Genomic DNA, 13611 nt, shown 5'->3' on the forward strand with positions numbered 1-13611 from the left:
CGCGGCTTTCCCGCTCTATACGTAAAAAGTGTCTCAGGAGGATTCATATGTCACGCGAACAAGCCGTTCCAGCCAATTCCGCAGTATGGCTCGGTATCGCTAATCATATTGTTTTAGCTGTATTTAAGGGTACCGTCGGATTGCTCTTCGACAGCAAGGCGCTGCTGGCCGGAGGGCTGCATTCCGCCGCGGACGGAGCCGCCCTGGTTTGCGGGAAACTCAAGCTCCCAAGACAAACCAAAAGAAACGGGGAATTCCGGCAGTCCGGTGCCGGCAAAGCGGGAGAGCCGCTGCTGGCCATTTTTCTGTCCGTGTTCTTGCTGATGGGCAGCCTGCAAATGGGCATTTCCTCCATCGGCGAAATTTCCCAGGGGGAGATAGCTCCTCCCGGTGCTTTAGCCGGCGTGGCCATTGTGATCTCGATTGCGCTGCAGGAAGCATTGTTTCAATACCAGTACCGTCAACTTCGAAGATCCAAAAGCGAACAGCTGCAGACGCTGGTCGAATCGCACAGACATTCGCTGTACGCCTCGGTCGCCGTTTTGATCGGTGTGTTTGGGGCGATGACCGGCCAGGAGATGGAAGTGCCGCTGCTGCTGTATCTCGACCCGGTCGCCTCGCTGCTCGTATCCGTTATGGTGCTGTGGCGGGTGTATCGCATGATTCTCGGAACCGTTTACGGCTCCCTGATCTCGGACACCCAGGAAGAGGACGCTTCCCTGTTCATTGAAACGGTTCAGCGGGTCCATGGTGTCATCACGGTGGATGAGTTAAAAGCCAAGGAGAACGGTCACTATGTGACGGTTACCGCAAGAATTAGCGTGAATCCGCGAATTACGGTGCTCGAAGCCAATGAGATCGCGACGCGGGCCAAGGTACTGCTGATGACGCGGTTTTCGCATATCAGCGAAGTGAGCATTCAGGTGCTGCCGTATGATCCCGGCTATCCGTATAAAAGCAACTTCGAAGGCCCCAGCGATGATCTGCCGACTCTGCTTCAGTAGGGACGGGTTTTGGAAAGAAGGTGTTTGGTTTTGATTCAACCGAAATATCAATGGAAGACGCTCCCCTGCGACCAGGCCGCCGCGGCGGAGTTGGAGCGGAGGCTGAAACTCCCGCCGCTGGTGGCTTCACTTCTGGTGACCCGGGGATTGGTCAATCCGGAGGAAGCCGCAGCGTTCCTGGCCGGGAGCATGGAAGATTTGCATGATCCGTTTTTGCTGAGCGGAATGAGGGAGGCGGTCCCACGGATCCGCCAAGCGTTGGAGAACCGGGAACGTATATTGATTTACGGCGACTATGACGCCGACGGGGTTTCGTCGACAGCCTTGATGATTTGTTTAATGAGGCATGTAGGGGCCGACTTCGAATATTACATCCCCCACCGTTCCAAAGAAGGGTATGGACTACATATTTCGCCTTTGCAGCAGGCCCGGGAACGCGGAGTGACGCTGGTACTCACGGTGGACACGGGGATCAGCGCTGTCGACCAGATCGCTTTTGCCAAGGAGGCCGGGATGGACGTGATCGTCACCGATCACCATGAGCCGCCGTCCCGTCTTCCGGAAGCTTACGCCCTTATAAACCCTAAACTTCCTTACTGTTCTTATCCCTTTAAAGGACTCGCCGGGGTAGGCGTCGCTTACAAATTAGCCACGGCTCTTCTCGGAGAAGAAGTGCCCGCATCCTGGACGGAACTAGCCGCCTTGGGCACCATTGCGGATTTAATGCCGCTTACGGGCGAGAACCGGGCGATCGTCCGCTCCGGCCTGAGGTCCATGGCCAATTCGCCTTTCCCCGGGATGACCGCGCTGTTAAAAACCGCGGGCTGGAAGTCGGGGGAAGTGTCGGCCATGAACGTGGCCTTCGGGTTGGCGCCGCGCGTCAACGCCAGCGGACGAATGAGTCACGCGGACCGCGCGGTGAAGCTGCTCGTTACCGAAATGGCGGAAGAAGCGGAAGCGGCGGCTCTTGAACTTGACATCCTGAACAAAGAGCGCCAGGAACTGGTGGAGCAAATCGTTCAGGAAGCCCTGCTCGGCCTGGAAGCTAAGGCGGCGGCGGGAAAGCTGCCGGACGTGATTGTCGTGGCCGGGGAAGGTTGGAACGTCGGCGTCGTGGGCATCGTCGCTTCCAAAATCCTGGAGAGATACTACCGGCCGACCCTAGTCCTTGGCATCCACCCCGAGACGGGGGAATGCAAAGGCTCGGCCCGTTCGATTCCAGGTTTCGATATTTACGAGGCCTTAACGGAATGCGCCGATCTTCTGGATCATTTCGGCGGGCATCCGTCCGCTGCCGGAATGTCGCTTTCCCGCGAGCATCTGGCCGAATTTGAGCGGCGGTTGAACGAATTCGCCGCAGGGGTCTTGCTGCCGGAGCACTTTGTGCCGACCATGGTGAACGACCTGGAGTGCTCGCTGTCGGAAATCAGCCTGCGGGCCATAGAGCAGATGGAAGCCCTGGCTCCCTTCGGCATGGGAAATCCCTGTCCGCGTTTGTTGATCCGTGGAGCGAAGCTGGTGGAATGCAAGCCGATCGGCAAGGACGGCAAACATTTGCGGCTTACGGTCGCCCAGAACAACACTACGATGGAAGCCGTAGCTTTCGGAAAAGGCGAGCTGGCGATCATGCTCGCCGAGGAAGCGGAGCTCGATATCGTAGCGGAGGCGGGAATCAATGAATGGAACGGCTCGCGAAAACCGCAATTGCTGATTCAGGATATCGCCGTGTCCCATTTGCAGGTGCATGATTTCCGGGGCTTTGCCAACCCGACAGCCAAACTGAACGAACTGACCGGCGATCTCTTGAAATGCCCGGGATTCCGTACGGAATCGGTGGCGGCGCTGCTCAACCCGGACTCCGAAATTTTGGATCATCCGGAATTGAATCCGGCCTCGCTTTGGGTATATGATAGGAGAGTCGGCGCCGTATCGGCGAATGCCGATGATCCCGAAACGGGAGCCGCGGTAATAACGACGCTCTTCATTCTGGAGCTGCCGAAAACCCCCGTGGAATGGAACCGCATACTGGCCTCATTCGGCGCGTTGGAAAGGGTTTATCTGCTTCATCCGAAAATCCCTGTCCAAGAGCTGCTGGAGCCGCCGAACCGGGATCAGTTCAAGCAGGTTTATGCGCTGCTCCGAAGCTATGCCGCCGAAGGGCAGTCCGAAGACAAGCTGATTTCGGCCATGATGGCACGGACGCGGTTGTCCAGACGCATGCTGACCCTGACGATGGATGTTTTTGAAGAACTCGGCTTTATTGCGCGGTCTTCGGGAATAGTAACCGTGATGCCATCCCCGTCCAAACGACCGCTGGAGTCGTCCGTACGGTACAGGGATTTGGGGCTCCTCGCAGAGACGGAGCAGATGCTGCTTCGGGCGAAGGTTTCCCAGATTTCCGAATGGCTGCGAACCCGGATTCAAGGAGCTTCATAGCTATATATACTTAAATAGCGTCTATGCATACTTAGGAGGAGATTGTATTGGATTTTAAAGATTATATCCGGGTAATTCCCGATTTCCCGCAGCCGGGGATCAGCTTCAAGGACATTACGACCTTGCTGAATGACGGCGAGAAATATCGCCTGGCGATCGAAGAACTCAAGAGCCGGGTATCCCACCTGAAGATCGACCTGATCGCCGGGCCGGAAGCCCGCGGCTTTGTCGTCGGCGCTCCGCTCGCTTATGCGCTGGGGGTTGGCTTCGTCCCGATTCGCAAAAGCGGCAAACTGCCTTATGAAACAATCGAGGTCGGCTACGACCTGGAATACGGCAAGGACAAGCTGGCGATGCATACGGACGCGGTTAAGCCGGGGCAGAATGTCCTCATTGCCGACGATCTTCTGGCCACCGGCGGTACGATCTCGACTTCGGTCGACCTGGTTCGCAAACTGGGAGGCAACGTAGTCGGCACCGCCTTCCTGATCGAGCTTGGCGACTTGAACGGCCGGGCCAAGCTGCCGGGGATCGACGTCTTTTCCCTGGTTCATTACGATTTCTGACGATGGAACTGAGCGATAAGGAATACGTCCATTAACGGACATTTATATTCTAAAAAAATAGAGCTATGCTCCCGAATCGTTTGATTCGGAAAGCATAGCTCTTTTGTGTTTGAGCCATCGTTAATGGGCCGCTTCGTCCTTGTCGTTGGACCAGCCCAGAACTTGAATCAGCTTGAAGAAGAGGCTGAGCAGGATACCGACAATCGTGGCGAGGGCCATCCCCTTCAATTCCACTTTACCCATCACCAGTTTGGTGCCGCTGAGGCCAACGACCAGTACAACGGTGGCGAGCAGCATGTTCGTGGGCTTGGAGAAATCGACTCTCTGCTCCACAAAAATCCGCAGCCCCGATGCGGCGATAACGCCGAACAGCAGCAAGGAGACGCCGCCCATCACCGCGGGAGGAATATTGGCGATAATGGCCGAGAACTTGCCCGAGAACGAAAGCAGAATGGCAAAAACCGCCGCTCCGCCCACGACAAATATGGAGTAGACTTTGGTCAGCGCCATGACCCCGATGTTTTCGCCATAGGTCGTGTTGGGAGTCGAACCGACGAAGCCGGACAGAATCGTCGACAAGCCGTTACCGAAGAGCGAGCGATGCAGGCCGGGATCCTTGGATAAATCCTTGCCTACGATATTGCTCGTTACAAGCAAATGGCCGATATGTTCCACGATCACGACCAGGGCGACGGGAACGATAGTGATAATCACCGAGGGATCCCACTGCGGGGTAGTCATCGTCGGAAGTGTAAACCACTTCGCTTGGGCGATCGCCGCCGTGTTCACCTGACCCATAAAAAAGGCGGTCACGTAACCGACCACAATTCCGATCAGGATATGGATAATTTTTGGGAATCCGCGGAACAGAACGGCGCCGAGCACCGTTACGGCCAGGGTGATCAGGGAGAGCAGGATCGTCGAGGGGTCGGGCGTCCAAGGCTTCGTCAGATCGCTGGAGATCCATCCGGCCATACCTGCGGCAACCGGGATCAATTCCAGCCCGATCAGGGCCACGATTGCGCCCATGGCCGCCGGAGGGAACACGACATCGATCCAGCCGGTTCCCGCATATTTGGCGACCAAGCCCACCACGATGAAGATCAAACCGGTGATAATGAATGCGCCCAGCGCAAGCGCGTACCCATTGCCCGCGTCGGCGTGGGAAATCAGCACGCTCTGAACAGGGGAGATGAACGCAAAGCTCGACCCCAGGTAAGCGGGGATTTTTCCTTTACAGATTAAAATGTAAAGCAGCGTACCGATCCCGTTCATCAACAGGATCATGCCCGGGTCGACGCCGAACAAATTCGGCACCAGCACGGTGCTGCCGAACATCGCAAACAGATGCTGCAGGCTCAGCAGGACGCCGGGGGCGAAGGGAACTTTTTCATTCACTTGAATTTCACGTTGCAAACGGGGTCACTCCTCTATTTTTCCGCTTATTGAAAACCATCCTTAATAGATTATAGAGATTGATGACATTTTTCAACAGAAAAATTCACCCTCGGCGGGATTCCTTTACAGATTCTCCTAAAGCGTAACGTTGCATACTTCGAGTTCGAGCGGCTTATTGGCATCGGATACCATGGGTCAAGAGTTGACGGAAGGGGACACAGGAGTCATAATTATAGGAAATCAAAAATGGGGGAAAAATGTCCTCTTACATGCAGTTATCCCGTTTATTTTCATATAGAAAGGACTCGAGCAGGATTCAATGGGCATAGAGCGATTACTTGAAAAGGCGTCCGCCTATATTAAAGAACCCGATTTGGAGCGCATCCGGGAAGCCTATGATTTCGCGGATCAGGCCCATCACGGACAAGTGCGGAAATCCGGCGAACCTTATATTCTGCACCCCTTGGCGGTGGCGGAAATTGTCGTTAGCATGCAAATGGACATTTTGTCCATCATTGCGGCGCTTCTTCACGATGTCGTGGAAGACACTACGGTTTCCCTTAAGGAAATCGAGGAGCACTTCGGCAAGGACTGCGCCCTGCTCGTGGACGGATTGACGAAGCTGGAACGCATCAAGTTCCGGTCCAAGGAAGAGCAGCAAAATGAAAACTACCGGAAAATGTTCATCGCCATGGCACAGGATATCCGGGTGATCGTCATTAAGCTGGCCGACCGTCTCCATAACATGCGCACGCTGAAATACCAATCCGAAGAAAGTCAGCGCCGCATCGCCTATGAAACGCTGGAGATCTTTTGTCCGATTGCGAACCGGCTCGGGATTTCGGCGATCAAGTGGGAAATGGAAGATATCGCGCTGAGATACTTGAATCCGCAGCAGTACTACCGGATCGCTAATTTAATGCGCAAAAAAAGGGCGGAACGCGAGGAATACATCGAAAGCGTCATTTCGCGGATTGCCGAAAAGCTGGATGAGATGGGCGTGGAAGCCGATTTATCCGGCCGTCCCAAGCACATTTACAGCGTCTACAAGAAGATGACGACGAAGAACAAGCAGTTCAACGAAATATACGATCTGCTGGCGATTCGGATTATCGTTGACAATATTAAAGATTGTTATGCGACCCTGGGAATTATCCATACCTTATGGAAACCGATGCCGGGGCGTTTTAAGGATTATATCGCGATGCCCAAGGCCAATATGTATCAGTCGCTCCATACGACGGTCGTCGGACCGAACGGCGAGCCGACGGAAGTGCAGATCCGCACTTGGGAGATGCATCGAACGGCGGAATACGGGATCGCGGCGCACTGGGCCTATAAGGAAGGGCCCGAAACCGGAGGGCCGGAGAAGAAAATGACCTTCTTCAACGAAATTCTGGAGCTTCAACACGAAGCCAAGGATGCGTCCGAATTCGTGGAGTCGTTGAAGATGGACTTCTTCACGGATCTGGTTTTCGTGTTTACGCCATCCGGCGAAGTCATCGAGCTTCCGTCGGGTTCCGTTCCTCTGGACTTCGCTTATCGGATTCATACCGAGGTCGGCAACCGGACGATCGGCGCGAAGGTCAACGGACGGATCGTGCCGCTGGACCACCGGCTGAAGACCGGAGATATCGTTGAAATTTTAACATCGAAGCATTCGTACGGGCCGAGTCAGGACTGGCTCAAGATCGCCCAGTCCTCCCACGCGCGCAGCAAAATCAAACAGTGGTTCAAGAAAGAGAAGCGCGAGGAGAATGTCGAGAAGGGACGCGAAGCGATCGAGCGCGAACTGAAGCGTGCGGGAATTGAACCGTCCGCCTGGATGTCGGACGACAAGATGATGGAGGCCTGCAAGAAATTTGCTTTTAACGATGTGGACGATATGCTGTCGGCCGTCGGATTCGGCGGAATCACGGCCGCGCAGATCGTGACCAAGCTTACCGAGAAGCTCCGCAAAGAGCAGGAGGATAGCCATTCGATCGAACTGACTTCCGAAGTGAAGGAAGTGAAAGCCGCCGAGGAACGGAAGCCCCGCCCAACCAACGGGGTGGTCGTCAAAGGAATCGACAACCTGCTTGTACGGTTTGCCAGATGCTGCAACCCGGTGCCGGGCGACGACATCGTCGGCTATATTACCCGCGGACGCGGCGTTTCCGTGCATCGCAGCGATTGTCCGAATATCCCGGGCGGTAACGACGGGGAAGAAGCGGCCCGCGTCATCGAGGTGGAGTGGGAGCACGCCATCGAGGCCAACTACAGCGTGGACATTGAGATTACGGGCCATGATCGCCGGAATTTCCTTAATGAGGTGCTGCAGGCGGTCTCCGAAAGCAAGACGAACATCTCGGCGGTCTCCGGACGCTCGGACAAAAACAAAATGGCCTTGGTGCATATGACGATTTTGATCCGGAATACCGATCATTTGCAGTCGGTCGTGGAAAAAATCAAGCGCGTGAAAGATGTTTACACCGTGCATCGCATCATGCAGTAACGCCAAGAACACACTTTTTATTTTGAGGAGTCAACAAGCAATGAGGATCGTAGTTCAGCGCTGCAAACGGGCCAAGGTTACGGTTGCCGGCGAAACCGTAGGTTCGATCGGACCCGGGTTGATGCTGCTCGTCGGGGTAACCCACGAGGACACGGAGAAGGACGCCGCTTACCTGGCGGAGAAAATCGCCGGCCTGCGCATTTTCGAAGATGGCGACGGGAAGATGAATCTTAGCGTATTGGACGTGGAGGGTGCCATTTTGTCGGTATCCCAATTCACGCTATACGGAGATAGCCGAAAAGGGAAACGGCCGAGCTTTGTGGCTGCGGCTCGTCCGGAAACGGCGGCTCCCCTGTATGACCGGTTTAACGAGCTCTTGCGTCAAAAAGGGCTTGTCGTCGAAACCGGCCGGTTCGGGGCGGATATGGACGTGGAACTGACCAACTGGGGGCCGGTCACCCTGATTCTTGAGCATCCCGCGCCTGCGGACGGACGGTAACGGGGTTAGGGGATAGATCGGCAACCTATTGGACAACCTTAAGATGGCAGTGAAATTCTCCCTCTAAAGGAGTCCGATCCAACCGATGCGCCAATCCATGAAATCCAGGGTCTGGCAGAGTCTGCCGCTCATGCCCGCGGGACACCGCGGCGAAGCCTGGACGGCGATGCGCCTGGCCGAAGAAGAACAACTTCATCACGTCCGTCAGATCAAGCCTTCCGGCGAGTTTATTCCCAGACCCGGAAGCTGACAAGGAAATGCCCCGGAACCCTCCGGGGCATTTTGTTTTTTCGCCGGGAATTTCCTTGGATTTATCCTTTGACTCTTTCCGGAAGCGCGGGCGATCTTTGTTCCTGTTATAATCTCCGTTCGTTCGGGTAATAACAAAGCAAAAGAACTTTCGGGAGGGAATGGAGAAATGAGCAAGGTAGCGTTTTTGCTGGCAAACCAGTTTGAAGATTCGGAAATGCAGGTACCGTATGAAGAAGTGAAAAAGGCCGGCCACCAAGCCGACATCATCGGACTAAAGGCCGGCAAGACCCTGAAAGGCAAGCAGGGGAAGGCGGAATATACGGCGGAGAAGGCCATATCCGAGGTGAGCGCCGAGGATTACGACGCCGTCGTCATACCGGGAGGCTCCTCTCCGGAAAACCTGCGGCTCAATGCCGACATCAAGAAATTTGTGACTCAGGCCAACGCCTCGGGCAAACCGATCGCGGCGATTTGCCACGGTCCGCAGATTCTGATCAGCGCCGGATTGCTTAAAGGAAGAATCGTTACCTGCTATCCGCCGCTGCAGGATGATATGATTAACGCCGGGGCGGAGTTCCGCGACGAGGAAGTCATTGTGGACGGCAATTTTGTCACATCGCGGACGCCGAAGGACGAGCCGGCGTTCGTCCGGGAGCTGTTAAAGAAGCTGTAACCGGTCATCCTGGAGCGGTTGACATACATGAATGGTCGGGGCGGCAAATCCAATTGCGGTTCTAAAGGAGAGATCGACATGTCCAAACATATTCAGGCTTACTTTAAGACGGAAGACCAGGCGGAGGGAGCAAGGACCAGCTTGCTTCCCTATGAAACGGAACAAGTCGAGGTCGGATCGCTGGATCGGACGATCGGCCGAAACAGCAATATTCTCGTTCCGCTGCTCCCCCTTAACGGATCCGGGGTGAATACCGGCGGAACCTACGGATCGGTCGGCGTGCCGGGCACCGTATCCGCGCAGGGTGTCGTCCCCGTCGTGGCCATGACGGACCGTACCGACGATAACGAGACAGCGGGCGGGGAACGGACGCAAGCGGAGGCTGCCGAACCGGATCCCGTGGTGGATGTGGCCCATGCGGACGATGGGGATTACGAGGATCTGAAGGTTGTGTTAACCGCGAAGGTCAGGGATTCCGATTACGACGCTATCGTTAGAAAACTTCGCATGCAAGGCGCCTATGTGGAGCATTTGGATTAGATTGTGTTGGTTTCATCCGGAAACAACAGCGGAAGATCTTTGTAATGTAACTGTAATATTCGGTTCATGTTCCTTTAACAAAGCCTGTTTATAATAACAGCATGACCCCCTTTTAATATATTTACCTTTTGGACCTGTGCCCCGTTGGTGCAGGTTTTTTTCTTTGGATTGGGCTTGACTTTGTTACTGCAATTCCTTAAAATCAGGAAATATACAGTTTCAAACCGATTTGATGACGGGACAAAGTACTTCAACCCCACACCCGCAGAGAGGAATCCCTGCCCGTAAGGCCGCAATGTTCGAGAAGCGGCCCCGCAGGCCAGGCTGGAAGGATTCCGGTGATGATTGAACGAAAGACTTCCCCGAGAACTGACGGCGAAAATGCGCGAAGTCCATAGGACTTGAGGCAGAGTAGACGTACGGCGCAGGCGGGCGTTAACCGCTTTTGAGCGGATCTTTGGCGGCGAAATGCGGCGCCGGAATCCGGAATGTGGGTGGCACCACGGGTGAATGGGTAACCAATCTCTCGTCCCTGTTTGTGATGAACAGGAGCGGGAGTTTTTTTATTTCCAAAACTTCGCAAACCAAACAGAATCAAGAGAGATGGAGGATGGGATTATGGCGTTTCAGAAACCGACGGGCACACAGGATTTGCTCCCGGGCACGGTGGAAAAGTGGCAATGGATCGAAGACAAAGCCCGCGATCTTTGCCGCCGTTTCAATTACCGGGAAATCCGGACGCCGATGTTCGAGCAAACCTCGCTATTTGAACGGGGAGTCGGCGAAACGACGGATATCGTGGAGAAGGAGATGTACACGTTTCAGGATAAAGGGGAGCGCTGGATGACTCTGCGTCCGGAAGGCACGGCCGGCGTGGTACGCTCTTATGTGGAGAATAAATTGTACGGCGAACCGGACGTGACGAAATTGTATTATATCGGGCCGATGTTCCGCTATGAGCGTCCGCAGGCGGGCCGCCAGCGCCAATTCCACCAGTTCGGCGTCGAAGCCTTCGGCGCGACGGACCCGGCGATCGACGCGGAGGTCGTGGCTCTGGGCTTTCAGTATTGCCGGGAGCTGGGATTGAAAGAGGTGAAGGTGGAGATCAACTCGGTAGGAAATCCGGCCAGTCGGGCCGCTTATCGCGAGAAGCTGCTGGCGTTTCTGACACCGATGAAGGACACGCTCTGTAAGGATTGCCAATCGCGGATGGAGCGAAATCCGCTGCGCGTGCTGGATTGCAAAGTCGACCAGGATAAATTCGGAGGGGCCCCGTCGATCCTGGACAGCCTGGATGAGGAATGCACCGCTCACTTCGCCAAGGTTCAGGAACTGCTGACCGCGATGGAAGTGGATTATGTCATCAATCACCGGCTTGTCCGCGGCCTGGATTATTACACGCACACCGCGTTCGAATATAAAGCGCAAGGGATCGGAGCGATCGATACGATCGGCGGGGGAGGCCGGTATAACGGCCTCGTCGCCGACGTCGGCGGGCCGGACCAGCCGGGAATCGGCATGGCGCTTGGACTCGAGCGGATCGCGCTGATCTTGGAGAAACAGGGGATCGGCCCGGACGCGGTCAAGCCGCTGGATGTTTACCTGGTATCGCTTGGCGAAGCGGCGGACAAGGAGATCACGACGCAGTTGTTCAAGCTGCGGCAGGCCGGCTTCTCGGGCGAACGGGACTATTTGGGACGCAAAATGAAAGCCCAAATGAAGTCCGCCGACCGGATGCAGGCCCGGTATACGGCCATTCTGGGCGACGATGAACTGGAGCGCGGCGAAATTGCCCTGAAATCGATGGAAACGGGCGAACAAAACACTGTAAAGCTGGCGGAGTGGATCGACTTGCTGCGGAAGTAAACGAAGGAGCAAGCGAAGGATCTTCTACGTTGGAAATTTTTATTATAGCACCATATTAAAAGTGAAGGAGTCATACCTGTATGAAACGTACGCATCAATGCGGATCCCTGACGACCGCAAATATCGGAGAAACCGTTACCCTGAACGGCTGGGTCCAAACCCGCCGCGACCTTGGAGGCGTCTTGTTTATCGACCTGCGCGACCGCAGCGGGATCGTTCAAATCGTCTTTAATCCGGCTTACTCCGGAGAAGCGCTGCAAACGGCGGATAAAGTCCGCACCGAATATGTGCTGGCCGTCCGCGGCGAAGTTGTAAAACGGGATGCGGAGACCGTCAACCCGAATCTGCCGACCGGCGAAGTTGAAGTCCGCGTAACGGAAATCGACGTGCTGAACTCGGCCAAAACGCCACCTTTCTTCATCGAAGACGGGATTGAGGTCGATGAGGCTTTGCGCCTGAAATACCGTTATCTGGACCTGCGCCGTCCGGAAATGCAGAAGACGCTCTGGCTGCGTTCCAAAGCGGCCAAAGTGTTCCGCGATTTCCTCGACGGCGAAGGCTTTATCGAGGTGGAAACGCCGATTTTGACGAAAAGCTCGCCGGAAGGCGCCCGGGACTATCTGGTGCCGAGCCGTGTGCACCCCGGCGAATTCTTCGCCCTGCCGCAATCCCCGCAATTGTATAAGCAATTGCTCATGGTCAGCGGCGTGGAACGTTATTACCAGATCGCCCGCTGTTTCCGGGACGAGGATTTGCGGGCCGACCGCCAGCCGGAATTTACGCAAGTCGACATCGAGACGTCGTTCCTTAGTCAGGACGAGCTTCTGGACATGATAGAAAAACTGGTGGCCCGCCTGTTCAAGGAAACCAAGGGCTTGGACATCGAAACGCCGTTCCAGCGGCTGAGCTATGCCGACGCGATCGGCAAATACGGTTCCGACAAACCGGATTTGCGCTTCGGGCTGGAACTGGTGAACGTCAGCGATCTGGTCGCCACCAGCGGGGTCAAAGTGTTCGCTTCCGTCATTGAAAAGGGCGGCGAAGTCAAAGTATTGAACGCCAAGGGCTGCGGAACTTGGAGCCGGAAGGAAATCGACGACCTCGGCCCGTTTGCCGCCCGCTACGGCGCGAAAGGCCTGGCGTGGATTCAGGTGAAAGAAGGGGAATTCCGCGGTCCGATCGTCAAGTTCTTCACCGAGCAGGAAATCGAGGCGCTGAAGGAGCGCACGGGCGCGGAAGAAGGCGACCTGCTTCTCTTCTCGGCGGATAACAAGAAGGTCGTGGCCGACGTTCTGGGCGCGCTTCGGCTGAAGATCGGACGTCAGCTCGGATTGATCGACGACAGCGTCTACAAATTCGCATGGGTCGTCGACTTCCCGCTGCTCGGCTGGGACGAAGAGCAGAAGCGTTATGTGGCGGAGCACCATCCGTTCACCCGTCCGCGCGAAGAGGATCTTCCGCTCTTCGATACCGATCCTGGACAAATCCTGGCCCAAGCGTATGACCTTGTCCTGAACGGCTACGAAGTCGGCGGCGGTTCCATGCGGATCTATAAACGCGAGGTGCAGGAGAAAATGTTCAATGCCATCGGTTTATCGCCGGAAGAGGCCCAAGATAAGTTCGGTTATCTGCTGGACGCCTTTGAATACGGTACGCCTCCACACGGCGGTTTCGCCTTCGGCTTCGACCGTCTGGTGATGCTGCTGGCCGGCCGCTCCAACCTGCGCGAAACGATCGCTTTCCCGAAAACGCAAAGCGCTGCCGATCCTTTGATGAATGCTCCGTCCGAAGTCAAATCGGCTCAGTTGGAAGATCTGCATATCAAGGTGGCCAAAAAGCCGGCTGAAGAGAAGAAGTAAGTTCGGAATAAATCGAAGCCAAAC

11 protein-coding genes are annotated in these 13611 nt (G+C 55.5%); 10 read left to right on the forward strand and 1 reads right to left on the reverse strand.

What is annotated here, in order from left to right; all coding sequences use genetic code 11:
- Positions 1 to 47: 47 nt before the first annotated feature.
- The 3 genes from FRY98_RS08055 to FRY98_RS08065 are packed head-to-tail and all read left to right on the forward strand — an operon-like array spanning position 48 to position 4006.
- Entirely contained in the window at positions 48 to 1004 is a 957-nt protein-coding gene (locus tag FRY98_RS08055) for a cation diffusion facilitator family transporter (RefSeq protein ID WP_148451265.1), read from the forward strand.
- Between the two features lie 30 nt (positions 1005 to 1034).
- On the forward strand, positions 1035 to 3440 hold the full coding sequence (gene recJ / locus FRY98_RS08060) for a single-stranded-DNA-specific exonuclease RecJ (protein ID WP_148451266.1): 2406 nt from the start codon (positions 1035 to 1037) through the stop codon (positions 3438 to 3440).
- Positions 3441 to 3487: 47 nt separating this feature from the next.
- Positions 3488 to 4006, forward strand: coding sequence for an adenine phosphoribosyltransferase (locus FRY98_RS08065; RefSeq protein WP_148451267.1), 519 nt, complete (start codon positions 3488 to 3490; stop codon positions 4004 to 4006).
- Positions 4007 to 4126: 120 nt separating this feature from the next.
- Here the strand turns inward: FRY98_RS08065 and uraA are convergent, their stop codons facing one another.
- Positions 4127 to 5422, reverse strand: coding sequence for a uracil permease (gene uraA / locus FRY98_RS08070; RefSeq protein WP_148451268.1), 1296 nt, complete (start codon positions 5420 to 5422; stop codon positions 4127 to 4129).
- A 301-nt stretch (positions 5423 to 5723) separates the two neighbouring features.
- Between uraA and FRY98_RS08075 the strand changes: the two genes are divergently transcribed.
- From FRY98_RS08075 to aspS, 7 genes are all read left to right on the forward strand, one after another.
- Entirely contained in the window at positions 5724 to 7898 is a 2175-nt protein-coding gene (locus FRY98_RS08075; RefSeq protein WP_148451269.1) for a RelA/SpoT family protein, read from the forward strand.
- A gap of 40 nt (positions 7899 to 7938) precedes the next feature.
- The gene (gene dtd / locus FRY98_RS08080; protein WP_148451270.1) at positions 7939 to 8397 is read left to right on the forward strand and encodes a D-aminoacyl-tRNA deacylase; all 459 of its coding nucleotides are present in this window, start codon (positions 7939 to 7941) and stop codon (positions 8395 to 8397) included.
- A gap of 85 nt (positions 8398 to 8482) precedes the next feature.
- The gene (locus tag FRY98_RS28395; RefSeq protein ID WP_170287061.1) at positions 8483 to 8647 is read left to right on the forward strand and encodes a hypothetical protein; all 165 of its coding nucleotides are present in this window, start codon (positions 8483 to 8485) and stop codon (positions 8645 to 8647) included.
- Between the two features lie 168 nt (positions 8648 to 8815).
- Positions 8816 to 9322: a type 1 glutamine amidotransferase domain-containing protein gene (locus FRY98_RS08085; RefSeq protein ID WP_148451271.1), complete on the forward strand. Its 507-nt coding sequence runs from the start codon at positions 8816 to 8818 to the stop codon at positions 9320 to 9322.
- Between the two features lie 78 nt (positions 9323 to 9400).
- Positions 9401 to 9862 carry a hypothetical protein gene (locus FRY98_RS08090; RefSeq protein ID WP_148451272.1) on the forward strand — a complete coding sequence of 154 codons (462 nt, stop codon included), beginning with the start codon at positions 9401 to 9403 and terminating at the stop codon, positions 9860 to 9862.
- A gap of 618 nt (positions 9863 to 10480) precedes the next feature.
- Positions 10481 to 11728 carry a histidine--tRNA ligase gene (gene hisS, locus FRY98_RS08095; RefSeq protein ID WP_148451273.1) on the forward strand — a complete coding sequence of 416 codons (1248 nt, stop codon included), beginning with the start codon at positions 10481 to 10483 and terminating at the stop codon, positions 11726 to 11728.
- A gap of 80 nt (positions 11729 to 11808) precedes the next feature.
- On the forward strand, positions 11809 to 13587 hold the full coding sequence (gene aspS, locus FRY98_RS08100; RefSeq protein WP_148451274.1) for an aspartate--tRNA ligase: 1779 nt from the start codon (positions 11809 to 11811) through the stop codon (positions 13585 to 13587).
- Positions 13588 to 13611: the final 24 nt, after the last annotated feature.

Origin of the sequence: Paenibacillus faecis, from assembly GCF_008084145.1 — a bacterium.
Lineage (GTDB): Bacteria > Bacillota > Bacilli > Paenibacillales > Paenibacillaceae > Fontibacillus > Fontibacillus faecis.

Bases quoted from the DNA above. Each gene is read 5' to 3' on its own strand.
- dtd (WP_148451270.1), top strand. From the start codon at position 7,939: ATGAGGATCGTAGTTCAGCGCTGCAAACGGGCCAAGGTTACGGTTGCC.
- FRY98_RS08055 (WP_148451265.1), top strand. From the start codon at position 48: ATGTCACGCGAACAAGCCGTTCCAGCCAATTCCGCAGTATGGCTCGGT.
- FRY98_RS28395 (WP_170287061.1), top strand. From the start codon at position 8,483: ATGCGCCAATCCATGAAATCCAGGGTCTGGCAGAGTCTGCCGCTCATG.
- FRY98_RS08090 (WP_148451272.1), top strand. From the start codon at position 9,401: ATGTCCAAACATATTCAGGCTTACTTTAAGACGGAAGACCAGGCGGAG.
- FRY98_RS08085 (WP_148451271.1), top strand. From the start codon at position 8,816: ATGAGCAAGGTAGCGTTTTTGCTGGCAAACCAGTTTGAAGATTCGGAA.
- hisS (WP_148451273.1), top strand. From the start codon at position 10,481: ATGGCGTTTCAGAAACCGACGGGCACACAGGATTTGCTCCCGGGCACG.
- aspS (WP_148451274.1), top strand. From the start codon at position 11,809: ATGAAACGTACGCATCAATGCGGATCCCTGACGACCGCAAATATCGGA.
- FRY98_RS08075 (WP_148451269.1), top strand. From the start codon at position 5,724: ATGGGCATAGAGCGATTACTTGAAAAGGCGTCCGCCTATATTAAAGAA.